General features: G+C 65.0%; 14 protein-coding genes and 1 tRNA gene. 9 read left to right on the forward strand and 6 right to left on the reverse strand.

The window, feature by feature from the left end:
• Positions 1-7: 7 nt before the first annotated feature.
• Positions 8-93, forward strand: a tRNA-Leu gene (locus tag P12x_RS14655).
• A 175-nt stretch (positions 94-268) separates the two neighbouring features.
• Complete coding sequence (locus P12x_RS14660; RefSeq protein WP_435011612.1) at positions 269-505, forward strand: hypothetical protein; 237 nt, start codon at positions 269-271, stop codon at positions 503-505.
• 12 nt (positions 506-517) lie between these two features.
• Here P12x_RS14660 and P12x_RS14665 read toward each other — a convergent pair whose 3' ends face one another.
• On the reverse strand, positions 518-1,300 hold the full coding sequence (locus P12x_RS14665; protein WP_435011613.1) for an SDR family NAD(P)-dependent oxidoreductase: 783 nt from the start codon (positions 1,298-1,300) through the stop codon (positions 518-520).
• Positions 1,301-1,574: 274 nt separating this feature from the next.
• Here P12x_RS14665 and P12x_RS14670 point away from each other — a divergent pair, with 274 nt between their 5' ends.
• The 3 genes from P12x_RS14670 to P12x_RS14680 are packed head-to-tail and all read left to right on the forward strand — an operon-like array spanning position 1,575 to position 6,846.
• Positions 1,575-4,454, forward strand: coding sequence for a DUF1549 domain-containing protein (locus P12x_RS14670; protein ID WP_435011614.1), 2,880 nt, complete (start codon positions 1,575-1,577; stop codon positions 4,452-4,454).
• 35 nt (positions 4,455-4,489) lie between these two features.
• Positions 4,490-5,782: a DUF1501 domain-containing protein gene (locus P12x_RS14675; RefSeq protein WP_435011615.1), complete on the forward strand. Its 1,293-nt coding sequence runs from the start codon at positions 4,490-4,492 to the stop codon at positions 5,780-5,782.
• Between the two features lie 38 nt (positions 5,783-5,820).
• Complete coding sequence (locus P12x_RS14680; RefSeq protein WP_435011616.1) at positions 5,821-6,846, forward strand: WD40 repeat domain-containing protein; 1,026 nt, start codon at positions 5,821-5,823, stop codon at positions 6,844-6,846.
• 420 nt (positions 6,847-7,266) lie between these two features.
• On the opposite strand, the gene P12x_RS14685 is transcribed toward P12x_RS14680, so the two are convergent.
• Positions 7,267-8,664 (reverse strand): mandelate racemase/muconate lactonizing enzyme family protein, encoded by a 1,398-nt coding sequence (locus P12x_RS14685; RefSeq protein WP_435011617.1) that lies wholly within the window; start codon positions 8,662-8,664, stop codon positions 7,267-7,269.
• 252 nt (positions 8,665-8,916) lie between these two features.
• Here P12x_RS14685 and P12x_RS14690 point away from each other — a divergent pair, with 252 nt between their 5' ends.
• Positions 8,917-10,458, forward strand: a complete 1,542-nt coding sequence (locus P12x_RS14690; RefSeq protein ID WP_435011618.1) for a sulfatase family protein — start codon at positions 8,917-8,919, stop codon at positions 10,456-10,458.
• 31 nt (positions 10,459-10,489) lie between these two features.
• Here the strand turns inward: P12x_RS14690 and P12x_RS14695 are convergent, their stop codons facing one another.
• Positions 10,490-12,841, reverse strand: a complete 2,352-nt coding sequence (locus tag P12x_RS14695; protein WP_435011619.1) for a glycoside hydrolase family 20 zincin-like fold domain-containing protein — start codon at positions 12,839-12,841, stop codon at positions 10,490-10,492.
• A gap of 84 nt (positions 12,842-12,925) precedes the next feature.
• Positions 12,926-14,155 (reverse strand): M14-type cytosolic carboxypeptidase, encoded by a 1,230-nt coding sequence (locus P12x_RS14700; RefSeq protein ID WP_435011620.1) that lies wholly within the window; start codon positions 14,153-14,155, stop codon positions 12,926-12,928.
• 190 nt (positions 14,156-14,345) lie between these two features.
• On the opposite strand from P12x_RS14700, the gene P12x_RS14705 reads away from it, so the two are divergent.
• Positions 14,346-15,500 carry a hypothetical protein gene (locus tag P12x_RS14705; RefSeq protein ID WP_435011621.1) on the forward strand — a complete coding sequence of 385 codons (1,155 nt, stop codon included), beginning with the start codon at positions 14,346-14,348 and terminating at the stop codon, positions 15,498-15,500.
• A 7-nt stretch (positions 15,501-15,507) separates the two neighbouring features.
• Here P12x_RS14705 and P12x_RS14710 read toward each other — a convergent pair whose 3' ends face one another.
• Both P12x_RS14710 and P12x_RS14715 read right to left on the reverse strand, forming a co-directional pair.
• On the reverse strand, positions 15,508-17,421 hold the full coding sequence (locus P12x_RS14710) for an alpha-amylase family glycosyl hydrolase (protein WP_435011622.1): 1,914 nt from the start codon (positions 17,419-17,421) through the stop codon (positions 15,508-15,510).
• Between the two features lie 66 nt (positions 17,422-17,487).
• Positions 17,488-18,717, reverse strand: coding sequence for a DUF1624 domain-containing protein (locus tag P12x_RS14715; protein ID WP_435011623.1), 1,230 nt, complete (start codon positions 18,715-18,717; stop codon positions 17,488-17,490).
• A 210-nt stretch (positions 18,718-18,927) separates the two neighbouring features.
• Here P12x_RS14715 and P12x_RS14720 point away from each other — a divergent pair, with 210 nt between their 5' ends.
• Both P12x_RS14720 and P12x_RS14725 read left to right on the forward strand, forming a co-directional pair.
• A complete protein-coding gene (locus P12x_RS14720) occupies positions 18,928-20,349 on the forward strand; it encodes a hypothetical protein (RefSeq protein ID WP_435011624.1) in 1,422 nt (473 codons plus the stop codon).
• Between the two features lie 279 nt (positions 20,350-20,628).
• Positions 20,629-25,731: a DUF1549 domain-containing protein gene (locus P12x_RS14725; RefSeq protein ID WP_435011625.1), complete on the forward strand. Its 5,103-nt coding sequence runs from the start codon at positions 20,629-20,631 to the stop codon at positions 25,729-25,731.
• The last annotated feature ends 47 nt before the right edge of the window (positions 25,732-25,778 follow it).

A 25,778-nucleotide genomic window follows, 5' to 3' on the forward strand; every position in this document is an offset into this window, starting at 1 on the left:
AAGAGTTGCCGGAGTGGCGGAATTGGCAGACGCGCTAGCTTGAGGGGCTAGTGGCCTTACAAGGCCGTGCAGGTTCAAGTCCTGTCTCCGGCACTAGTTAACAAAAGGGCTTGCGGCAATTGCCGCGAGCCTTTTTTTCGTTGCAATTCCGCGCCGGAGCCTCATTGGTGGCTCGACCGGCATCCCTCCGGCGTCGTATGGCCGACATCCGAGATGACATCCATTCCCGGGCGACATCGGCGGACCGGCAAGCCGCGTGGAAGTCTCCATGGCGAATCACGGCAAGAAGGGCGACCTGCCCATGTCTGGATTCCGCTATCTGGGCAAGAAGTACAAGAAGTTGCTCACGATCACCCAGTCGGGCGACGCTCGGCCGGCCATGCACGTTATCGAGCGGGCAATCCACGGGCTCGCCACAGGTTTGCTCCGGATACCTACCGGCGTCGATCCTGGCGATTTCATCGTCAGCGTCGGTATTCTTGGCCGATGCGTGACAGGTGAGTGACGGTCCAATCACTTACCACAATGTGTACCCGCCGTCGATCACCAGGGACGCCCCGGTCATGTATCGTGAGGCGTCGCTGGCAAGGTACACCGCGAGCGGCCCAAGATCCTCGGGCTGGCCGAAGTCGCCCAGCGGGATGTTGTCGCGGAATCGCTCGATTACCTCCGGATTGGTCTCGGACCAACGCCGGTTCGGCTCCGTCATGAAGCCGCCCGGCAGGATGGCGTTCACCGTGATCTTATGCTCCGCCCAGTCGGCGGCGACCGCGCGGGTGAATTGGAGCACCGCCGCCTTCGCCGTCTCGTAGTGTCGGCCCGCGACGCCCCGCCCCGCCACGAGTGCGTTGATCGACGCGATGTTGATGATTCGTCCGCCCCGGCCGTGCTCAATCATCGCCCCGCCGAGCCATTTCGTACACTGCATGCAACTGGTGAGGTTCAGGTCGATCAACTCGCGCCATCTGTCGAGCGACATCGCTTCCGTTGGGATGTTCTCGCGCCGGCCGCCCACGTTGTTGATCAGGATGTCGATCGGGCCGTGACGATCCAGGGCCGTCCGGCACGCCTGTTCGCATTCCAAGGGCTGGCCCATGTCCGCCTCGAGGGTCCAGCACTGCCGGCCCAGGGCGTGGATGTCGCCGGCCGTCCTCTCTAAACTGGCCGAGTCGCGGCCAACGAGGATGACGTCGGCGCCGGCATCGGCGATCGCGACCGCCATCTCCCGCCCCAGGCCGCGACTCCCGCCGGTGATGAAGAGACGCTTCCCCGTCAGTTTGAATCGGTCGAAGATGCTCATGACGTTGCGATGCCCCCTCGCGAAGCTCCAGGTCAGGATCAGCTTACTGGCGTTCCGACGGATCGACTAGCCTTCCGGTTCCCTCCTCTCGGCCCTCATCGAAGGTCCCTGTCGTACGTTAATTCTCAACTACGTTAGAGATGCCTACCCCAGAGGTGAGACTCTCGCGAGAATAATGTTTTGCAAAGTTTGAATATCTGGTAAGCTCGCCGATCTCGCCCGACCTATGCAAAACTCTCCCAACCGGCACGGATATCGTGCGAGGCCCTCTCCGATGAAACTTCACCATCCATGGTTTTGCCTTCGGGTGGCTGCTTTGCTCGGGATGCTGACCGCCCCGGCGCTGTCGGTGGATGGCCTCCCCGTCCCGATGCACGACCAGATCGATCGGTTGATCGACTCGGGACGCGTCGGCCCGCCGATCGCACTCGCAGGTGACGCGGAGTTCTTGAGACGAGTTTCGATCGACTTGACGGGGATGCCACCGAGCTCCGAGGAACTGGCCTCGTTTCTGACCGAGACCGACGTCGCCAAGCGACCGAGGGCCATCGACAGGCTGCTGGCAAGCCCCCTCCACGACCGACAGATGGCGACGATCCTCGACGTGATGTTGATGGAACGCCGGCCGAGCCAGAAGGTGGCCGCCGAGGAATGGCAAGAATACTTGCTCGCAGCCTGCCGAGAAAATCGGCCCCTCAACCTGATCTTCAGGGAACTCCTGAGTGCTGATGGAACCGAGGCCAGCCGTCGCCCCGCGGTTCGGTTCTATCTCGATCGCGGGGCGGAGCCGAACCTGATTACACGAGATGTTGCACGGATCTTCCTCGGTCGCGACCTGCAGTGCGCCCAATGTCACGATCATCCCTTGATCGAAGATTATCGACAGTCCGATTACCACGGACTCCTCGCATTTTTCAGCCCAGCCTATGAGGTCTCTCGCAAGGAAGCGGATAAGGAGACGTCTTATTACGCGGAGAAGGCGGGCGACGATCTCGCGTTCGACTCCGTCTTCATCAAGAACGACAAGCACCTGACAGGCCCGAGAATCCCGGGCGAGACGGAGATGGTCGAGCCGATTTTTCCTCCCGGTGAGGAATATCAGGAGAAGGCCGCCGATGCCATCTTCCCCGTGCCCAAGTTCAGGCGAAGGGCCCGGCTGGCCTCGGCCCTCACCGACGGCTCGAATGTGTTGTTCAACGAAAATATCGCCAATCGGTTGTGGGCAATGATGATGGGGAGAGGCCTCGTGCATCCCCTCGATCTGAAGCACCCGGCCAATCCTCCAAGTCACCCCGAACTGCTGAAACTCCTGGCCAGTGAGCTGGTGGCATTGAACTTCGATACCAGGGCGTTTCTCCGCGAGGTGGCCCTGAGCCAGGCCTATCAACGGACCATCGATTTGCCGGCGGAGCTTGCCTCATCCGCAGGAGTGATCGCGTCGAAACTCGCCGAGCTGAAGTCCCAATCTGATGAGCTCTCCGCAGACGCTGTATCGAGTCAAGAGGAATACGATCAGGCGGTCAGTGCCTGGTATTCGGCCGAATCCAACCTGGTCCCCGCCGCGGACGAACAGACCCAGGCCCTGGCCAAACACACCGAGTTGTCCAAGAAGAAAGCCGAGGCTCAGAAGGCCGTCGATGACGTCCTTGCCAAGATTAAAGCCGGCGAGGAGACCGCGAAGTCACTCGCCGAGGCCGTCGAAAGGACCCAGAAGGTCGTCGAGAAGCTTCCGAACGAGAAAGACCTGGTCGCCGCCGCCCAGAAATTCGCGGATCGATCGAAGGCGATGTCCACGGAACTGGCCGCGTTGCAGAAGACGAGCACCGACAACGCCGCCGCCCTGGAGAAGGCCATCGAAGCCGAGTCCGCTTCGGTCAAGGTCGTCGAGTCGGCGCGAGCCAAGGTGATGCCGCTTCGCGAGGCGGTTCGGGAAAAAGAGAAGGTCGTACTAGCGGCTCGCAAGAAGATGGCCGAAAGCCGGATCACCCTGGAACGTCACCAGGATCAGCTTCGTTTGCTCGAAACATACGACCGACTCATCGGGCTCGAGGGACAGGCTAAGGAATGTCGTATCGCCATCGAAGGACGACGCAAGACGGTCGTTCGAGCCCGGGAGAAAGGCGACGAGATCGCGAAAATTCTCACGCAACGCACCGAAGATCGAAAGGCCGCCGACCAAGCTCGGTCCGCCAATGAAAAAGTCGTCAAGGAGGCCGAGTCTGCCCTGGCGAGTCATCAAAAGCTTGAAAAGTGCATCGTCGATGCCTTCAGTGCCACCGATGTCGCTCGCCGGCTCGTACCCGAGGACGCGATCCTGGCCGAGGCCACTCAGAAGCTCCAGGCGAAGGCCGACGAGTACCGATCGGTCTCAACGACTCTGAAGTCCAGGGTCGAGATCGCCTCTGCTGATCTGAAGCGATCGGCCGAGTCGCTCGACGTCGCCGGGCTACGACTCGAAGAATCGATGGGGGAGTCGAAGGCCCTCAACGATGCACTCGCCGTCGAAGAGGGCGCCCTGACCGAGGAGGAGTCCCGGCTCAAAGTCCTCGAGTCCAAGGTCGGCTCCGAGACCGACTTTCTGGCCACCCTGCTGGGCGAAAACTTCCAGATTGCCCAACTCAAGCCCCTCAGTCCCGAGCAGATGTGCTGGAGTATCCTGAAAGTCACGGGCGTCTACGATCGATATCGCCAGGCCGAGGAAGCGGAACTAGCGAAGTCAAAGCCTCTGAGCGTCGAGGATCAGAACGACCCGGCGAAGGTTCGCGCCCGCGGCTTTGAGGTCGAGGATCGCACTTATGCCAAGCTCAAGGGGAACGTCGCCTCATTCGTGAGTGTGTACGGGGCCGGGGCCGGACAGCCGCAGAACGAATTCTTCGCCACGGCCGACCAGGCGCTCTTCGTCGCCAATGCGGGGCTCGTCAACGGCTGGGCCTCCCCCTCTGCCGGGAACATCGCGGAGCGAATGATCCAGGGATCGGACGCGACGAAAACCGCCGATGATCTCTACTTGACGATCCTGTCGCGACTTCCAACCCCCGACGAATCCGCCGAATTGATCCGGGTGCTCACCGAACGATCGGGGGAGAAACCCGCGAGCGTCCAGGAGTGGATCTGGGGGCTCATGTCATCGGCTGAATTCCGCTTCAATCACTGAGACACTCGGACGACCATCCTGGAGGACCGTGAGTCATGAAGTGCACTTACTCCTGTCAATCGTCGGAGCACCTCATCGCGAGGCGTGGATTTCTCGCCGGTCTGGCAGCCTCGGCGACCGGTTCGATGATCGGCGGTCTGGGCGTCTTCTCGAGTCCGGCCGCGGCCGCCCAGTTGGGTCGCGATCAGAAACGCGTCGTCGTCTTCAATATGCATGGCGGCCTGAGCCAGCTGGAAAGCTGGGATCCTAAACCCGGGACCGAGACGGGTGGCCCGTTCAGGTCGATCGAGACCTCGGTGCCCGGGATCCGGATCTCCGAACTGCTCCCGAACGTGGCCAGGCAGATGCAACACCTTTGCCTGCTTCGTGGGGTCAACACGAGCGAGGATGACCACGGCAAGGGCGCCTACATGATGCTGACCGGCCGCCGGCAGACGCCCGCCGCCGACTATCCCTACCTGGGGGCCGTCTGCGCGAAAGCAATGACCCCGGAAGGCGGCGCCTTGCCTGGGCACATCATCATCACGCCCGGCGGGGCTGGAGGCCGAGGAAACGATGCCGCCTATCTGGGGCCGAAATATTCGAGCATCGCATTGGGCAACGGCAAGCCTCCCCAGAACACGACCCGACCCGACCAGGTGACCGAGTCGATGGACGCCGCACGCAATGACGTCCGGAAACGCCTGAATGACCGGTTCTTGAATCGTCGGCGTACCGCGATCACTGAAGCATACGCATATTCCTACGATCAAGCCTATCAGCTCATGCGTCAGCGTGAAGTGTTCGATGTGGAGAAGGAGCCGGCCAAGGACCACGAGAGATACGGCAAGTATGACTTCGGGCGGCATTGCCTGCTCGCGCGACGGCTCGTCGAAAAGGGAGTGACGTTCGTTCAAGTCTCCCACTCGAACTACGACACGCATAACGAAAACTTCAATTTTCACATCGAGCAGCTCGGCGAGTTCGATCGGTCTTTCGCGGCATTCGTCGCCGATCTCGCGGATCGGGGTTTGCTGGAGTCGACCCTGATTGTGGTCCTCTCCGAGTTCGGGCGGACCCCGAACGTCAATCTCTACTACGGTCGAGACCATTGGTCGCGAGCCTGGAGCGTCGTGATGGCCGGGTCCGGGATTCGGCGAGGGATGGCCTTCGGGAGCACGAATGACAAGGGCACCGAGGTCGTTGATGGCCAGGTCGACCACGCCAACCTCTTCCACACTTACCTCCAGGCCGTGGGGGTCGACTCGACGGATTCTTTCGATCTCGATGGCCGCGACGTGCTGCTCGCCGATCCCGCCTCGAAGATGATCCCTCAAGTTCTGAGTTGACGGGTGTGTCGAATTTACAAGGGTGAAGGAGCGTTAACTTGAATTCGCACGCCGTCGCCATCCCGACCGGGTTCGATCCCAAGCAGGCCCACGTGGCCGCCCAATGGCCGACCGATCGGCCCGTGGTCTGCTGCCGGTTCGAGCCCCTGGGCCGGTTCCTGTTCTGCGGGCTCGAAGACTCCACGGTCCAGCGATTCAACGTGGCCGACGGTCAACGGGTATCCCTGCCCGATGGTCATGAATCGTGGGTCTTCTCGTTGGCGTTCTCGCGAGATGGGGATCGAACCTTCAGCGGCGGTGGTGATGGGCGGATCACAGTCTGGGAAACCGCAGCGTCGGAGCCGCGACCGATCCAAAAGATCGAAGCCCATCAGGGCTGGATTCGCGCGATGTGCGTGAGCCCCGACGGCGCATACCTGGCCACCGGTGGCAATGATCGAGCGGTCAAGCTCTGGGATCTCTCCAATGGAACGCTCGTCCGAGAGTTGAAGGGGCATGACGGGCACGTCTACTCGGTGGAGTTCCAACCGGATGGGAAGACTCTCCTGAGCGGCGATCTCCTGGGATCGATCCGACAATGGGATCTCGCCACGGGGAACCTTGTCGGGACGTTCGACGCCAAACCATTGCATTCCTACAACGGTGGTCAACAAGTCGATTTCGGAGGGGTTCGCGGGCTTGCCATTACGCCAGACGGGAAGTCCGTCGCGGCGGGTGGACTTCATAAAGCCACCAACCCGCTGGGAGCCGTGCACGAGCCAATCGTGCTGCTCTTCGACGGGGAAAGCCGCAAGAACATGAAGACCCAACTGGCGGACGGCATCGCTGGAGGTGTGATCTGGCGTCTCCGATACCTCGCCGATGGAAGTCTCATGGGCGGTTCGGGAGGCAGTACCGGCGGCCTCCTCCTCTTCTGGAAATCGGACGCCGAGAAAGATTTTCATCGGTTGGCGCTCCCCAACATCCTCAGGGATATGGACCTTCATCCGGAAGGCCTGCTCGTCGCCACGGCCCACCACGACCGCCACGTGAGGATTATCCGACTCGGTGCCAAGGCGAGCTAGAACTGGGGACGCTCCCTGGCGGGGAGTTATCGAGTTGCCGGATATACGACCGGCGACCGTCTCAACATTCTTCTCCTCCCCGGAGGAGAAGTCGCGAGGATCGACAATCCGAGGAAGACCCGGCGGGTCAACCGTGAAGGAAAGCCTTCGCCGTCGCAACCAGCACGCGGCTCCCAGCAGATTGCCCTCCCCATGCCCCGCCCGCGGTACGATGAGATGGGCACGACACCGAACGCCCGCGGTCGTCCCTCGCGGGATGCCCCAGATCGGCCCGGGGGCTGATCCCGGGTCCAGGAAGCCCGTGGCGTGTTTGCAGCCGAGGCACGCGGCCTTGCCAGGGACTACGCGCGCAAGACGGACGACGCCGATGGCTCGGGCTCGATGCCAGTCCCATTCTGCTCGAACGGCGACGTGAGAATGTCAGGGGACGATCATGAACGGCTTTTCCCGGGCCTTCTCGTAGAGCTTCTTCCAGCGGTCGCCGCCATCGTTTGGGACCAGGCGGGCTCGGGCGCCGGGGCGGTAGTAGGGGATCGTGCCGAGATTTCCCTGGCGGAGCATGAAGTTGACCTCATCGTCGCTGGCGACGTAGAGCTTTCCGCCGTCGGGGAAGCCGACCTCGACCAGACGGGCGGGTTCGGGCCGGTCCTTCATCGGGGCGACCCGGAATTTCCGGAGTGCTTCCTGGTCGATCTCGAAGCCGAGGCCCGGTGCGTCGGGGATGGGCGTTGTCCCGCCTTCCAGTGCGATCGTGCTGGTCAGGAGCGTGTGGGTATAAAGCTGGTGGCAGTTCACCGCCGGCCACTTCGCGTGGCTGAGGACCGCCGCCACCTGGAGCGAGAAGGCCGCGGTGATCCCCGTGCCGACCAGTTGGAGCCAGAATGGCATGTCGGCCATCGCCGCCACGTTGCCCTGCTCGATCAGGGCCCTGGCCCCGCCCCCCACGACGAAACCGTCGCAGGCCCCTTCTTTGATCGCCACAAGTGCGGGGGGAGTCCCGTAATGCATGGCGATGGGAGTCCTCACGGCCTCGCAGATCGCCTTATTGCCGGGCACGTCCTTCTGGGGGATCGGCGTCTCGAAGATTCCGACCTGCGGGGTCTCCTCCAACTCCTTGAGGATCGGAATCGCCCGCTCGGCGTCGAGGAGCGTGTCGTTGAAGTCCATGTCGATCTTGAAGTCGGCCGGGACCACCGCCGCGACCGCGCGGACCTGCTCCCGGATGTCGTACCAGGGTCGGCCCTTGGTCTTGAACGCGCCATAGCCCAGGCGGACCGCCTCCTGGCACTCGCTGGCCCAGTCCTCGGGGGGCATGTCGATCGCCCACCAGGAGAGCGCCGCGCGGTCCCGGACCTTCATCCCAAGGAGGCTGTGGATGGGCACGCCCAGGGCCCGCCCCACGGCGTCGAAGAGTGCGATCTGCAACCCGGCTCCCAGTGAGTCGTCCCACATCAAGGTGGCCGCGTTCTTCCCCCCTGCCCTCTTCAGGTCCTCCTCGGTGGTCCGTCCCCAGGTGTAGAAGGCCATCGACTCGCCGTGCCCGACGTGGCCCGACCGGAGCCGGACGCGGACGACCTCGAAGGAATCCCAGTGGGGAAGCTCGCGGGCCATGTTTCGTTTGGGGACCTCGCGGAACGGCACGCGGACCGGGATCACCTCCAGCTCCTCGATCGTCAGGTCGACCGGCTTCGCCTCGTCGGCCGATGCGGCCCTCGAACCGATCGGGCCGACCGTCAAGCCGGCCGAGGCCATTCCGAGGGCCGCCCCCCGGAAGAGGTCGCGCCGGGGGAACGGGCTGGAAGATCGTTGATTTCGCATCGGGGGCAGTCGCTCCGACAGGGGAACCTCCGGATCGGGGCGGTCCGACCGATGACCCGCCCTCGCTTCGGGTCGACATCCTACCAGGATCCCGGGGCCGGTTCGGCGAAAATCGAGGCCGAAATCAAGACGCTTGCGATCGGGCCGGGCATGGCGCAAAGTCGGGGATCGATCGCCCCCGCGATCTGATCCAACCTCTTCCCGTCGGGGTGTCCTCCTCACTCCGACCATCCGAATCCGCTGGACCGACCCATGCGACTCCACCGGCTGATCTGCGGATTCTGCCTGACCTTCTCGGTGGCGAGCGGAGCCCCGACCGAGGGTCCGATTTCGCCTCGGTCGCCGAATATCATCTACATCCTTGCCGACGACCTCGGATTCGGCGACGTCGCTTGCTATAACCCTCGAGGGAAGATCGCCACCCCCCAGATCGATCGCCTGGCCTCCGATGGGATGCGATTTACCGACGCCCACTCCGGTTCGGCGGTCTGTACCCCCACCCGCTACGGAATCTTGACGGGTCGATATAGCTGGAGATCTCCGCTGAAATCGGGCGTCCTTCAAGGTTATTCGAAGCGTCTGATCGAGCCCAACCGACTGACAGTCCCCGAGTTTCTGCGGAGCAACGGCTATCGGACCGCCTGCATCGGCAAGTGGCATCTCGGGCTCGACTGGCACCTCCGGGGGAAGGATCCCTCGGTCAGGATCAAGACCGGCTGGGAGATCGACTACGCCCGATCGGCCACGAACGGGCCGACCGCCGTCGGTTTCGACCGCTTCTTCGGCATCAGCGCCTCGCTCGACATGGCCCCCTTCGTGTTCATCGATCAGGATCGCTCGCTTGGCTTGCCGACGGTCGAGAAGAAATGGGGCCGGAAGGGGCCCGCCGTCGCCGACTTCGAGGCGATCGACGTCCTCCCGAACCTAGTCCGGGAATCGACCACATTCATCCGGAAGAGTGCCGAGGCCGCGCGGGCCGGCCGGCCGTTCTTCCTCTACGTTCCCCTCTCCGCCCCCCACACGCCGATCCTGGCCACGCCCAAGTGGCAGGGTAAGTCGGGGATCAACGACTATGCCGACTTCGTGATGCAGGTCGACGACGCGGTCGGGCAGATTCTGGGATCGCTGGATCGGGCCGGGCTGGCCGGCGAGACCCTGGTGATCTTCACCAGCGATAACGGCTGTTCGCCCCAGGCCGATTATCCCGCGCTGCTGGCCAAGGGGCACGACCCGAGTGCGGGGTTTCGCGGGACGAAGTCGGATATCTTCGAGGGCGGGCATCGGGTGCCCTTCATCGTCCGATGGCCGGGCCAGGTCAAGCCGGGGACGGCCAGCGATCAGGTCATCTGCCTGACCGACCTGTTTGCCACGAGCGCCGAGATACTCGGCAAGAGCCTGCCCGGCGATGCGGCCGAGGACAGCGTGAGCCTGCTGCCCGCCCTGCTCGGCACGGCAACCGGGCCGTTGCGCGAGGCCACCGTCCATCACTCGATCAACGGGTCATTCGCGATCCGCCAGGGGCACTGGAAGCTGGCCCTCTGCCCCGACTCGGGCGGGTGGAGCAAGCCCCGTCCCGACCGCGATGAGGCGGACGGACTCCCCGACGTCCAGCTGTTCAACCTCGCCGAAGACCGGGGCGAGCAACACAACGTCCAGGCCGAGCATCCCGAGATCGTTGAAGGATTGACCTCACTCCTGGAGAAATACGTCGCCAATGGCCGGAGCACGCCCGGCCAGCCTCGGCAGAACACCGGGCCGGTGAAAATTCGCAAGCAAGCCAAGGCGGCTCCATGAACGACAGAGCTTTCGAGGCGACCGCGATCGGTCAACGCTTCAGGAGCCAGAGTTCCGAGAGCCGGGATTGAAACCGCCAGTTCACGTTCTCGACCGGGCGTTTAAAGGTCAGCCGTAAGGTCCCATCCTTCAGGAGTTGCTTCGGGACGGGGAACTCCTTGAACTCGCCGATTCTTCGATGATCGACCGAGGGCTCGACCGGCTCGCCGTCGATCGAGAGGAGGCAGGTCCCGTTCCCGGTGGACCGGATCATGTAGTTGGCCTCGGGGTCGAGCCCGTTGTAGAGCATCGCGACGGGCCAGTTCATCACGACCATCCAGGCGGGCCGCTCCCGGCTCTTGCCGTTCTCCCACCAGAGGACCTCGGGAATCGGGGTGTGGGCCGTGCTCAGGCCAAGCGTGGTGATGTCGCCGACCAGGACGTGCGGGGACTTGCCGGGGTTGCCCACGTCGTCGTAGAAGCTCCCCGGGCCGGGATTCTCCCAGGTCCGGAGGAGGTCCAGCCGGGCCAACCTCTCCGGTTCCGACTCGAGCTTGCGGACGGTGGCGAACTGGTCTTCCAGCCACCATCGACTGTTCAGGGGATGATCGACGAAGTCGAGGAAGCAGCCGCGTTCGGCCCCGCTCGCGTGGTATCGGCCCTGGCTGGTCTGGAGCGAGATCGATCGGAAGAGTGCCTCGCAAAGCTCGTCGATCCGGCGTCGGAGTTCGGGATTGACCGGTTGGGCCTCCGCCCTGCGAAGTACGGACATCGCCGAGTCCATCGCGGCTTCCGAGCCCTTCGCAGGGGCCTCGACCAGCCCGGCTAGTGCCTCCTGCTCCAGGGCCGTCTCGTCGATCAGGCGACGCCGCGTGTAGGCGTCGTAAACGGCGCGGACCAGGCACATCTGCCACCGCCAGTTCTCTTCGAGGCGGGGCGATCGCGCTTCCAGCTCATCCCACAACGCGAGGGTCGCCTCGACGCCGCCGTTGTCGCGGAGCGATCCCTCCCAGTTCTTCTCCAGGGCCAGGATGCCGTCGGCCGCCCGCTCGGCGACTTCCGGGGCGAAGAAGACGCGGGCGTACTCCACCAGGATCTCCCGGACCGGAGTCCGGGGGTCCCAGGCGAGCCCGCTCCAGACGACCTTGTTGACGTCGTCGTGGACCCCGTCGGAATACGAGAGGAACCCGGCGGTGAGGGGGGCCAGGGCGTTGTGGATCTCGGCGTACTGGACCGGGCGTGGGTTGATCGCCTCGCGACCCAGGGTCATCGCCAGCGCAGGGTCCCACCAGGGGATCGGGTACTGGGCCCTGACGTTGTGCGTGATGTCGGGGTAGTGGCGGATCGGATAACTCGGGTCGAGCCGCTTGCGGGTCTCCGGGATCGACGGGCTGCTCGGCCCGCAGACGATCCCTCCGAACCAGGTCGGCTTCGCTTCGTCGAGATAGCGGTAGACGAACTCGGCTTGCTCGTCCTCGAACCCCTGGAGCGAGAGCCAGACCTTCGCCCTAGGGTGGTCCTTCGCGAGCCGATCGGCGAGATCCTTGAGGAAGGGCATCACCAGCGAAGGGTCGTTGTCGCCCGGATCGCCCCCCGGCACGAAGATGGCATCCAGCCTCGGGCAAGCTTTATAAAGGTCCTCGTGCTCTTTCAGGGCTTTCGCGCGGAGGTCGACGTCCTTCAGGTCGAAATCCGCCGGGGTCCAGAGCCAGTAATCCTGGTCGTATCGCCGGCAGATCTCGCTCATCCGGACGTTCATCTCGGCCCTCGAGATTTTCATGAGCGGGCTCGACGTCCCGTCCTCGAAGGGGATGTTCTCGACGCAGTTGGAGCCGAACAGGGCGAGTTCGCGGATGTATTGCTCGAACTGCTTCGCGTCCCAGGCATCCCACGAGTTGGCCCGGTTGCGGTATCCGAGCTGGTGCCCCCGGATGGGATACCTCGGCGAGGTGGCCAGGCTCGTTCCCGACCCGATCGTTGCCGAACCTCCGGTCATCTCCATCAATCTGAGGAGCTTGCCGACCCCGAAGAGGACCCCGCGGGCGTCGGCCCCGACGATCCAGACCGTCGGTTGCCCTGGCCGGGAGGTGTCCACACTCAGGACGAATCCTTCCGGCTTCAGGCTCGCGGCCTTCGCCCGGACTTCGGCCGGGGCCTCGCCGGGGTCGTCCAGCTTCGAGGTCGCCACGATGACGGCACCGGTCTTCGGCCATGCGGACTGCCTGGCCCAGCGGATGCCGGTCCTCCTCTCGGCCTCCTCGATGAGGACGATCCCGGCGGTACGCTCGGCCTCGCCGGCACCCTCCTCGCGGTTGACGACGGTCGCGTGGGAGAGGTCGATCGCCCCAGCGGCCGGGGCCGCGATCATCCCGGTCAGACAAAGCGCGGTGAGAGCGGCAATCATGATGGGATCATTCTCGAGAGGTGGGCGACCGGTCAATCGGCTCGCACAGAGGATACCGGGCGGTCGGGGCGGGAGGAAGCCGCCTCAAGGCAAGATGGTCCCGGCTATGATCGCGATCAGTTTGGCCCCGAAGGCGAGGCGGTCCTCGGGCATTGGCGACCGCCCGGTCTCCGGGTCCTTCGCGATCCTCTGCTCCATCAGTAGAATCAGGAGGCCGGTCTCGGAATGGAGGACGTTGGCCGTCCCGCCCCCTTCAGCCCCCAGTGTCGGTCCTCGGGTGGGCCGGAAGGTCGTCTCCCCGACCAGTCGATCGCTCAGCCGGCCGACGATGGCTCGCGAAGTCTCGTCCGAGGCCATCGTCTCGATATACTCCGCCGTCTCGGTATTGTGCAGGTTGAGCATCAGGTCGATCTTCTTCCCCGAGTCGAGATGCCCGAGGATCGCCTTCTTGACGTACCAGATCTCCGGCATCCGCGCGAGGTCTTCCTTCCGGGCGAGGGTGACTTCGTCCCAGTGGCGATTCACGTCGAACCCATTGGCGTTGAACCGGACCTGCCCCTCGGCGGACCCATCGGGGTCGACCATCGGTGTGAACTTGAAGATGACCCTGCCCCGGAGCGATCGGGCCGCCGGCTCGTCCGAGGTCACGAACCGGAGCGCCCCCTCCATGACGAACGAGGTCCCGGATTCCCAGGCGTGCTGGCGGGCCTGGAGCCAGACCGTGGCCTTGCCTGGATCGGGCTTATCCGGATCGGTCACCGTGACCAGATGGAGGTCCCGGCCTCGCGCGGACTTGCCGATGACCTCGACCCGGGCATCCTTCGACCGGCCGAGTTCGTCCAGGAGCCGATTCAGCCTCGCGGCCGTGTAGGGCACCTGGTGGGCGATCCAGACGGAGTTGCCCCCGGGACGGAGCTTGATCGTCGCCTCCTTGGCTTGATCGTCCCAGGAGACCTCGGGGACGCCTTTCCAGTGTTCGCCATCCTCGCTGAAGACCGGGACGATCCCCGGCCCCATCGGGACCGCGCCCGGCTTGCCGTTATATTCCCCGACGAAGTCGGTGAGGGTGATGGTCAGGTCGCGGCCACCGACCTCATCCATCCGGAAGAAGTACCAGCTCGCCTGGCGGTTCCGCCCCGACTCGTTCTGCTGGCCCCGGACGTGGCATCGGTAGGAGCCCTCGCCGAGGGTCTCGATGGTGCCCAGCGAACCGCCCTCGAAGTTGGTGTTGAACCTGATGTCGGCGAGGCAGGGCGAGGCGAACCACAGCGCGATCGCCGCGAGCCACAAGTATTTCCCGGAATGACTGATCATCCGTCAGACCCCCTGGCGATGACGAGAAACGTCGACGCAGCCCACCGGTGCAGATTGTCACCGTGTCTTCGGTCGAGATCAATCGGCCTCCGAGGTCGCGTCCACGGTGTGGCCCGTCGATCCCGGGGCTACAATCGAAACACGGGAAAGCCCATCGAGTCTACCGCCCGGCAGCAGGAGTCCGCCCTTTATGCTCGATCCGACGGAATCGCTCGTGGGGATGCGTGGAGTGCCCTCGAAGCTCCTCGCCTTCGGCCTCCTCATGCTGGTTTTCTCCGAGGGACGCGCGGGAGGGCAAAGCCCTCCCGAACCTCCGGTCAAGCGGCTCATCGAGTTCGGCTGGGACGAGCCCGATACGGCCTTCCTCAGGCGGAACATCGAGATGATCGAGAAGACCCCGTTCGACGGTTGCGTCTTCCACGTGATGACATCGAACCCGGAAGGCCGACGCGAGAACTTCACCTGGCTCGGCTGGGGCCGTCGGGCTTTTCGGGAATCCGATTTTCAAGCCGCTCTCGACGACCTGAAGGCGACGCCATTCCGGCGATTCACCCGCAACTTCCTGAGGTTCAACACCGCCCCGGGTGACCTGGACTGGTTCGACGATTATGGGGCGATCCTGGGAAATGCCCGGCTGGCCGCGAAGGTCGCCCGCGCGGGGAAGTGCGCCGGGATCCTCTTCGACGTGGAGGAGTACGAGGGCGGGCTCTTCACCTATTCGATGCAACGGGACGCGAAGTCGAAATCCTGGGACCAGTACGCCGACCAGGCGAAGCGACGGGGTCGAGAGGTCATGGGGGCGTTCCAGGAGGGTTTCCCGGGCCTGACGGTCTTCCTCACCTTCGGCCACACCCTGGCATTGGTCGAGTCCGATCGGGGGGAGAAGACTCTTGCCGAATCGAGATATGGGCTGCTGGCCCCGTTCCTCGACGGGATGGTGGAGGCGGCCAGGGAAGGAGCCCGGATCGTGGACGGCTTCGAACTTTCGTACGGCTATCGGGAGCCGGAGAAGTTCGACGAGGGGTATCGCCTGATGAAAGAAGGGGTCCTGCCGATCGTCGACGACGGGCCGAAGTATGGTCGAGTCGTCTCGGCGGGTTTCGGCCTCTGGCTCGACTACGACTGGCGGAAGAAGGGCTGGGACGTGGACGATCCTTCGAAGAATTACTTCACGCCCGATTCCTTCGAGGCCAGCCTCCGTCGAGCCCTGGAGCGGTCCGACGAGTATGTCTGGATCTACACCGAGTCGCCTCGATGGTGGTCGGAGGGCGGCAAAGGGATCGCCCTGCCGGACGCCTACGAGACGGCGATCCGGCAGGCCCGGCGCGGGATGACCCCGGATTGATCGCCCCTCAGCGGGCGAACACGAGGACACTGTTTGCGGGCAGGACGAGCGAGGCGGAGAAGTCGAAGCCATGCATCGGCGAAGGTTCGGCGAGCACCCGACCTCCGTTGCCGACGACGTTGGGGTTCACCCAGTTCTCGTAGACGTCGCTGTTGAAGACCTCGCTCCAGGAGCCGCCGCCGGGGAACCCGATCCGGTAGTCAAACCGGTTGAAAGTCGAGAGGTGCACGACCACGATCACGTCATGGCCTTCGCCCGGGATCCAGCGATGGAACGCCAGGACGCGGTCCTGGTCGTGGGCATAGACCGTCCGGAAGCCGTCTCCTCGGAGGGCGGGCTGCCGCCATCGGAGCCCGAGCAGTTCGCGAGTGAAGCGGATGTGGTCGAGCATCTGCCGGTCGCCCGAGTCGACGCCCGCCCAGTACAGCAGCAGGTCCGCGTGGTTCTCGAAGTCGTCGGCCCATTGCTTGTCCTCCAGGAATTCCTGACCCATGAAGAGCATCGGAATTCCCGGCGCGGTCAGGCTGATCCCCGTGGCGACCCTCGCGCGACTCCTCCCGTACCAGGATCGGGGGTTGTTGAAATCCCCCAGCTTCGCCACCCGAGGTTCACGGTCCCGATAGACGATGTCGTGGTTCTCGGGCCCCTGCACGAATCGCCATTGCTCGGCGAATCCGTCGGGCCAGAGACTCCGCGCCAGGCCGGTCATGTCGAGAGGACGCTCGTCGGGCTGGCTGGCCTCCTTGATGACATCCCGGATGGCGATCCGGAGCCCATCGGTGAGCGTGGTGTCGAAGCCCGCCCCCCCCTCCGAGGGAGGTTTCACGACGTATGGGTTGACGCCCCAGTACTCGGCCTTGTCGATCGCGCTCGGTCGATGGTGATTGAGCGTGGAGGTCAGATCCTGGCAGAATTTCCAGCCGTGAGGCGCACCCTCGTGATCGATCACGCTGACCTGATCGTATCGGAATCCGTCGACGCGATATTCGTCGAGGAAGAACTTCGCGTTCTGGATCAGGAAATCGCGGACTTCCGGCTTGCCGAAGTCAAAGACCTGGCCTCCGGCATGCCCCTCGTCGGAGAAGTAGAGCGAGTTCCAGGGGCCGCCGTCGGTCGGTTGCCGGTCGAAGAACCAGAGGCTCTGATCGCCGAAGTCGCCGCCGGCGTGGTTGTAGACGACGTCCAGGATGATCGCCAGGCCGTGGACGTGGCAGAGGTCGATCAGCGCCTTGAGCTGGTTCATCTCGCCGCGGAGGTCATCCACCCGATAGCGGCGGAGGCCCCAGGCATCGAGCATGCCATTCACCTCGTCGACGTACGGCGCAAGATCCTCGTCCCTGACGGCGAAGTCCATCTCGGGCGAGAAGTAATCGGTCCCGTTGTAGCCCAGGCTGAAGGACGTCTGAAACTCCTGGATCGGCAGCAACTGGATCGCCGTGACGCCGAGATCCTTGAGGTGCGGGATCTTCCTGGCCACATCGAGGAACGTGCCCCCTTTCCGGGGGAGGTTCGGCGTGAAGTAGGTGCCGACGTGGAGCTGATAGAGGACGAAATCGGGGAAGCGAGGCGTCACGAATCCGGTCTTGTGCCAGGGGAAATCGGACCTCCGGATGATGCAATCCGCAGGGAAGGGCGACTGCAATTCGCGGGCATAAGGGTCGCGCTTCGGCCCGGAACTCCCCTTGCCGTCGACGTGGAATATGTACCGATCCCGATCCTTGACCCCCCGGACAAACCCCACCCAGTGCCCGTTGTCGACCTTGTTCAGCAGGCTGCCCTCTCCCTTCGCTCGCCCGTTGAAATCACCCAGGATATACACGCCCTCGGCGTTGGGAGCCCAGACCCGGAAGGTGGCCCCGTCGGCGATCAGGTTCGCACCCATCGGGGTGCCGGTCGAGACGTAGTCGAGAGAGGTCGGCATGAGTCCCCCGTGCGGATCGGTTCTCGTTCGAGCCGGATCAATTCGGATGCGTTGACGGAATCGAGGTCAGCCCGCCCCGGATCCGGTCTCGATCTCGTCAAGCCGGTCCGGTTTGCCTGGGGGGTAGCGTAGCCGGGAGTACCAGAAGCTCGGGTAGTACAACAGGGCGACCGTGAGTCCCCAGAACAGGTAGACGATCGGGAGCGAGTAACCATAGCCGGGAGGGGCCTCGAACGGCGGGAATCGGAACATCCAGCCGACCTCCTCGCCTCGACCGAGCGCCACCAGGACGGCGAGCCCATGAGCGACCGGCCATTGCAGGAGGTAGAAGAAGAGTGGCACGCGACCGAGGACTTGCAAGGGATGTCCGGCACGACCCAGGCCGCGATCGAAGGCCGCCAGGGCCAGGAACGCCGGCCCCAGGGTCATCATCAGGAAGAGGAGCGATGGCGGATATTTTTGGCAATTCAGGAACGACATCGCGGTCCTGAGCGGGCTGGATTGCACCGCCCAGGGCTGCGGGTCGCCATAGACGTTGAGGAACCGGAGGATGAAGAATCCCGCGACACTCCCCATGCCGATCGCCAGCAGGAGCGATCTCCTCCGCTCGGGGGCCTTCAAGAATAGCGGCCCTATCGCGTATCCCAAAGCCATCACCCCGATCCAGGGGATCAGCGGGTAGCCCACCAGGATCGGTACTTTTTCGTGCAAGAACCTGAAGCCGGGGACGTGCAGGATCCCCCAGAGTAGCCCCGTGATCTCCCCCTGAGGGCTGAAACCATCGGTCTGATTGTGGAGCACGATCATCGCCACCCCGATCCCCCCCACGACGACCCGCGGCAAATGGATCAACGCCGCGAGGGCGATCATCGACCAGCCGATCGCCCAGAGGACCAGACCCAGGACGGAATGCGGGTAGGTGAAGAACATGGTCACGTTGCACCAGGTCTGCTCCAGGAAGATCAACCAGAACCCTCGCCAGATCAGGGATCGGGTCAATTCCCATCGCGACTTGCGGGCACCCGAGAGTGACGCGCCGACCCCGGCCAGGAAGACGAACGTCGGCGCGCAAAAATGCGTGATCCATCGGGTGAAGAAGAGGGCCGAAGTGGTGCTGGACAGGTCGGTCGGGTTGATCCGGGAATCGGTGAAGTAGTCGCGGACGTGGTCGAGGACCATCATCACCATCACCAGACCGCGCAAGAGGTCGATCGATTCCACCCGGTGGAGGGGCGTCCCGGTCGAAGTCGCGTCACTCCCGCCATCGGAAACCGCGACCGTCGAGGAATGCATCATGGGCGACTCCCCCTTGGTGGATCGGGTCGAGATCGACCGGGTGAGGATATCCCGCCCCGACTCCGGGGGAAAGGGGGCGAGCGACCGGTTGACCGTCGGTCCGATCCGCCCGACAATCCGACTGCCGAAGCGGGACGATTCAGTCGAACGGACCGGGGGTTTCCATGCCCTGGCCGGGCCCCCCTCGCGACCGAACTTCAGGAGCCGCCGATGAGCCATCTGGAGGCCGACCTCGGCCCGTCGACACGACCGATCTCCCGGATCAGCCGCCGAGGGGTCCTGGGTACACTCGCGGCAGGGCTAACCTGCGGCTCGATGGCCGCCGCGCCTCCCGGCCCATTCCGCCTGGCCACCTTCTCGGCCGACGTCACCCCTCCGATGGGGCACCCCCTGATGGGGGGCGGGATCGCCCCGGCCCGCGAGGTCCTCGACCCTCTGGAGGCCCGAGGGTTCGTCTTCCTGGGGGCGGGGGCTCCGATCGTCCTGACCGCGATCGACTGGTGCGAGATCCGGGGCGAGGCTTTCGATCGGTGGCGCGAGGCTCTCGCCCAGGCCGCCGGGACCGAATCCCGTCGCGTTTTCGTGACCAGCCTCCACCAGCACGATACCCCCATCGCCGACCTCGCGGCCCAGCGCCTGCTCGATCGTCAACACGCGACCGGCGGGATCTGCGACCTCGCCTTTCACGAGCGAGCGGTCCAGGCCGTGGCCCGCGCCCTACGCGAGAGCCTGGGTTCGGCCCGAGTCGTGACGCACCTCGGGACCGGGCAGGCGAAGGTCGAGAAGGTGGCATCGAACCGCCGCTACCTCAAGCCGGACGGAAGCCCCGCGTTCGATCGGATGAGCGCCACGCGAGACCCCTCGATCCGCGACCAGCCCGAGGGCCTGATCGATCCCTGGCTCAAGACCTTGAGCTTCTGGGACGGTGATCGGCCCCTCCTGGCTCTCAGCGCCTACGCGACCCATCCGATGAGCTTCTATGGCAAGGGGGGCGTCTCGGCCGACTTCATCGGCCTGGCCCGTCGGCGTCGGCAGGAGGAACTGCCCGGGGTCTTTCAGATCTACCTCTCGGGATGCAGCGGAAATGTCACCGCCGGGAAATATAACGATGGCTCGCCCGAGAACCGCGACGTGCTGACATCCCGGATCCACCGGGGGATGGTCGAGGCCTGGGGTGCGACCGCGCGGACTCCGATCGATCGGGTCGATTTCCGGTCGGTCCCGATGCGGCTGGAGCCACGGGACGGGCCCGGGTTCACGGTCGAGGACCTGGAGAATCGACTCGCGACCGACCCGAAGCCGTTCGGCCAGTGCCTGGCCGCGATGGGCCTGAGCTGGCGGGCTCGCGAGGACGCCGGGCACTCGATCGACGTGCCGGTGCTCGACTTCGGTCACGCCCAGTTCCTGCTCCTGCCCGGCGAGTCGTACGTGGAATATCAGCTCATGGCCCAGCGAGCCCGACCCGACTCGTTCGTCCTGACGATGGGCTACGGCGAGGCCGGCACCGGATACATCCCCACCGACCGCCACTTCGAGGAGGGGGATTCCAACCTGGGAGACTGGTGCTGGGTCGCCCCCGGCTCCGAGTCGAGAATGTCCCGAGCGATCGAGGCGGCGTTGTCGGGTCGTTGATCTTCGGCGAAGGGGCCGGTTGCACGATTTCTACCCGGAAATCTTTTGCGTGGCGCAGCGGAAAAGGACCCTGTAGAAACGGCAAACTTTGTGTTAGTCTATTGTTTGACATTATCCCCGCCGGATCATCGTGCTCGCCGTCATTCCGTCCCTGTCACTCGGCGCGAGGCCAGAGTCAGGGCGAAACCCCACCCGATCGGCCGAGTTTCCCCCTCGATTCGAGGGCGGGAGCCCGGGCCGCCTGGTGAGTGGTAGTGGACCGCAGAGGAGCCGAACCAGATGACCATCGCGAAGACCGCCTCCCCCCTGATTGGCGCCCTCCTGCTGGCCGCGATCCCCTGGGCGGCCCCCGCCGAGGACGCGGCCAAGCCCTCCGATCGGGTCAGCTATTACACGCAGGTCCGGCCGATCTTCCAGGCCCACTGCCAGGGTTGCCACCAGCCGGCCAAGCCGGGGGGCGGCTACGTCATGACCTCATTCGAGCGGCTCCTGGCCGGGGGCGAGTCGAAGGCCAGGGCGATCACCCCCGGGAATCCGGCATCGAGCCACCTGATCGATCAGATCACCCCGCTGGCCGGCAAGGCCGAGATGCCCAAGGATAAGCCGGCGATCTCGGAGGGCGAGATCAAGACGGTCTCCGACTGGATCCAGCAAGGGGCGGTCGACGACACCCCGGCCAACGCCCTGGTTCGCTACGATAAGGACCATCCCCCGATTTACCGACGCCCCCCGGTGATCGCCACCATCGACTTCTCGCCCACCAACGGACTACTGGCCGTCGGCGGCTTCCACGAGGTCCTGATCTGGAAGGCGGACGGCTCCGAGCTGGTCGCCCGCCTGGTCGGCCTCTCCGAGCGGATCGAGTCGGTCCGGTTCTCCCCGGATGGGACTCGGCTGGCCGTGACCGGCGGGCTCCCCGGCCGGATGGGCGAGGTCCAGGTCTGGGACGTGGAGAAGCAGCGGCTCAGCCTCTCCGTCCCGGTCACCTTCGACACGGTTTATGGCGCGAGCTGGTCCCCCGATGGCTCGAAGATCGCCCTGGGGTGCGCCGATAACAGCGTCCGGGCGATCGACGCGAAGACCGGCGAGCAGGTCCTGTTCATGGGCTCGCACAGCGACTGGGTGCTCGACACGACGTTCTCGGCCGACGGCTCGCACCTGATCTCGGCGGGCCGGGACATGGCGGCCAAGCTGACCGAGGTCGGCACCCAGCGGTTTGTCGACAACATCACCTCGATCACCCCCGGTGCCCTCAAGGGGGGGATCGCGGCCCTCGCCCGGCATCCCAAGCGGGATGAGGTGGTCGTCGGCGGCTCGGACGGAATCCCCCGGGTCTACCGGGCCTTCCGCCAGACGGTCCGCGTGATCGGCGACGACTCGAACCTGATCCGCGAATTCGAGCCGATGAGGGGGCGAGTCACGGCCGTCGCGGTCAGCCCCGATGGCCGGAGGATCGCCGCCGGGAGCAGCCTCGACGGTGCCGGCGAGGTCGACGTTTATTCCTACGAGTTCGACACCAGCCTGCCCGACAACCTCAAGGCGATCATGTCGAAGGTCGCCTCGTCCCGGAGCGCGGAGGAGGCGAAGACCCTCCAGGACTACCTGCACGATGGAGTGAAGTTAATCTCCAAGCTGGATCTGCCCCGCGCCGCGATCTATGCCGTGGCGTTCAGCCCCGACGGCAAGACGCTGGCCTCGGCCGGCTCGGACGGGGTCGTCCGCCTGATCGACCCCGAGACCGGCTCGACGCTCCGCGAGTTCCCCGCCGCCCCCCTGAGCCAGCAGGAGTCGCCCGGCGATCGCGTGGTCAGGTCCGCCACCCCCAAATCCGAGGAAGCGGTCGAGACCGAGACGCTCCCCAAGGGGGCGAAGCTCAAGGCCCTGAAGACCGAGCCCGCCGCGATCCGGCTGGCCAACCGGTTCGCCTACAATCAGTTGCTCGTCACCGCCGAGTTGGATTCGGGCGACCTGGTCGACGTGACCCGGATGGTCGAGATCAAACCCGCCCTGGATCTGGTCGAGGTCACCCGATCGGGCCTGGTCCGGCCGGTCGCCGACGGCCAGACGGCGCTGGCCGTGTCGATCGAAGGCCTGAAGGTCGAGGTCCCGGTGATCGTCTCGGGGGCCGAGGACCGGACCCGGGTCGACTTCATCCACGACGTGAACCCGGCGATGTCCCGGATGGGCTGCAACCAGGGGACCTGCCACGGCTCGGCCCAGGGCAAGAACGGCTTCAAGCTCTCGCTCCGGGGCTATGACCCGATCTTCGACGTCCGGGCCCTGACCGACGACCAGGCCGCCCGGCGGGTCAACCTGGCCTCGCCCGACGATAGCCTGATGCTCCTGAAGCCCACCGGGGCGGTCCCCCACGTGGGCGGGCAGGTCATGGTGCCGGGCGAGCCCTACTACGAGATCCTCCGGGGCTGGATCGCCGACGGCGCCATCCTCAGGCGGGACACGCCCAAGGTCGCCAAGATCGAGCTTTCTCCGGCCAACCCGATCGTCCAGCAGATCGGCCTGAAGCAGCAGATCCGCGTCCTCGCCACCTACGTGGACGGCGAGGTCCGCGACGTGACCCGCGAGGCATATGTCGAGAGTGGCAATATCGAGGTCGTCTCGGCCAACCGATCGGGACTGATCACCTCGCTCCGTCGCGGCGAGGCCCCGCTCCTGGCCCGCTTCGAGGGGGCCTACGCGGCGACCACGCTGACCGTCATGGGCGACCGGAGCGGCTTCGTCTGGGAGCAGCCTCCCAGCTTCGGCCCGATCGACGACCTGGTGGCCGCCAAGTGGCAACGGATGAAGATCAAGCCCTCGGAGCTCAGCACCGACGCCGAGTTCCTCCGCCGGGTCTACCTCGACCTCACCGGACTCCCCCCCACCGCCGACGACGTCCGGGCCTTCCTGGCCGACTCGCGCGAGACCCGTGTCAAGCGTGATGAGCTGGTCGACAAGCTCATCGGGGGCAAGGAATACGTCGAGTACTGGACGAACCGATGGGCCGACCTCCTCCAGGTCAATCGGAAGTTCCTCGGGGTCGAGGGGGCGGTCGCCTTCCGCAAGTGGATCCGCGAGCAGGTCGACAAGAACGTCCCATATGACCAGTTCGCCCGCGAGATCCTGACCGCCGACGGCTCGAATCGCGAGCATCCCCAGGCGTCGTACTACAAGATCCTCCGCGAACCGACCGCGATGATGGAGAATACGACGCAACTCTTCCTGGCGGTCCGGTTCAACTGCAATAAGTGCCACGACCATCCGTTCGAGCGCTGGACCCAGGACCAGTACTACCAGACGGCCGCCTACTTCGCCCGGGTCGGATTGAAGCCCGACCCCGCGTCGGCCGGCAAGACCATCGGCGGGAGTGCCGTCGAGGCCCCGACGCCGCTCTTCGAGGAGATCTGGGACCAGCCCGAGGGCGAGGTCATCCACGACCGGACCAAGGAGGTCGCCCCCCCCAAGTTCCCCTATCCGGTCGATCACCCGAAGGTCGCGGACGAATCGCGTCGCGAGGAGCTGGCGGCCTGGATTACCTCGCCGGACAACCCGTATTTCGCCAAGAGCTACGTTAATCGCCTCTGGGGTTATCTCTTCGGGGTCGGGATCATCGAGCCCCTGGACGACCTCCGCGCCGGGAACCCGGCCACCAACCCCGAACTCCTCGAATACCTGACCCGAGAATTCCTCAAGAGCGGCATGGACCCGCGCCACGTCATCCGCCTGATCTGCAAGTCGAGGACCTATCAGCTTTCGGTCCGCTCGAATGAGTGGAACGAGGACGACAAGATCAACTACTCGCACGCGACCGCCCGACGGCTCCCGGCCGAGGTCCTCTACGACGCAGTCAACCGGGTGACCGGCGCGGTCTCGAAGTTCCCCGGCGTCCCGACCGGCACTCGAGCCGCCGAGCTGCCCGACTCCGAGGTCGAGCTGCCCAGCGGCTTCCTGACCACCTTCGGACGACCGGCCCGCGAGAGCGCCTGCGAATGCGAGCGGACCAGCGGGCTCCAGCTCGGACCGGTCATGGCACTGGTCAGCGGCCCCACCATCAGCGACGCCATCGGCGACCCCGACAACGACGTGGCGAAGCTGGTTAAGGTCCAGGCCGATGACCATAAGCTGGTCAACGAGCTATTCCTCCGGATCCTGAACCGGCCCGCAACCGAGGAAGAGGTCGCCGCCTGCCTCGACGAATTCGCGCAGGTCGAGGCGGACCATGCCCGGCTGGCCGAGGCCCTGGGCCGCAGCGAGACCGAGGCCGCGCTCAAGCGGCCCAAACTCGAGATCGAGCGCGAGGCCGAGATCGCAGCCGCCAGGTCCGCGCTGGCCGCCTATGAGGCGGAGCAGATCCCCAAGATCGCCGAGGCCGAGAAGGCGAAGGCCGACCGAACCTCCGCGATGGAGAAGGAACTGAAGGATTACGAGGCCATCCTCCCGGCCAAGATCGCCGAGTGGGAGAAGGCCCAGTCCGCCGCCAACCGCTGGATCCCGCTCCAGCCGAAGGACCTGAAAGCCTCGGGCGGGGCCACCCTGACCGCCGCGCCGGATGGTTCGATCCTCGTGACCGGCCCGAACAAGAACGGAACCTACGAGTTCGCCGCCGAGACCGACCTGACGGGCATCACCGGGATCCGCCTGGAGGCCCTGGTCGACGAGACATTGCCCAACAAGGGGCCGGGTCGTGCGACCGACGGCAACTTCGTGCTGACCGAGCTGGAAATCGCCGCCTCTCCCAAGGCCGATCCCAAGCAGGTCAAGCCGGTGAAGCTCCAGAAAGCCCTGGCCAGTTTCAGCCAGTCCGGCTTCCCGGTCGACACCGCCATCGACGGCGAGCGGACCAACCAGGGGAAGGGCTGGGCGGTCTCGCCGGCCCCGGGCGTGACACAATGGGCCACCTTCGAGACGTCCGAGCCGCTGGGCTCGGAGGGGGGGAGCCTGCTGACCTTCAAGCTGAACCATTATTACGCCGGCGGGATTCACACGCTCGGCCGCTTCCGGATCTCGGTGACTCGCGTGGCCAGCCCGATCGGCCTCGGCCTGGCCGAGGGATATCGGGCGATCGTCGCGACCGCCCCGGAGATCCGGTCCGAGGCCGATCGGGCGACGCTTCTGGCCTTCCATCGGGCCATCGATCCCGAGTATCGCAAGCGGCTCGACGCCCTGAACGCGAGCAAGGCTCCACTCCCGACCGATCCCGTCTTGAAGGGGCTCCAGGAACGGGTCGCGTCGGCCAGCAAGCCCTTGCCGATCGAGCCGCGCCTGGCTCAGCTCCGGCACGACGTCGAGATGAGCGTCCTCCAGGTCTCCCGGAGGAGGCTGACCGCCGCCCAGGACGTGGCCTGGGCCCTGATCAACAGCCCCGCCTTCCTGTTCAATCATTGAGGCCCGCACCCCGGCCTTCGCGATATGCCCTGAACCCTCTTCTTACC

Origin of the sequence: Tundrisphaera lichenicola, assembly GCF_051175385.1 — a bacterium.
Taxonomy (GTDB): Bacteria; Planctomycetota; Planctomycetia; order Isosphaerales; family Isosphaeraceae; genus Tundrisphaera; species Tundrisphaera lichenicola.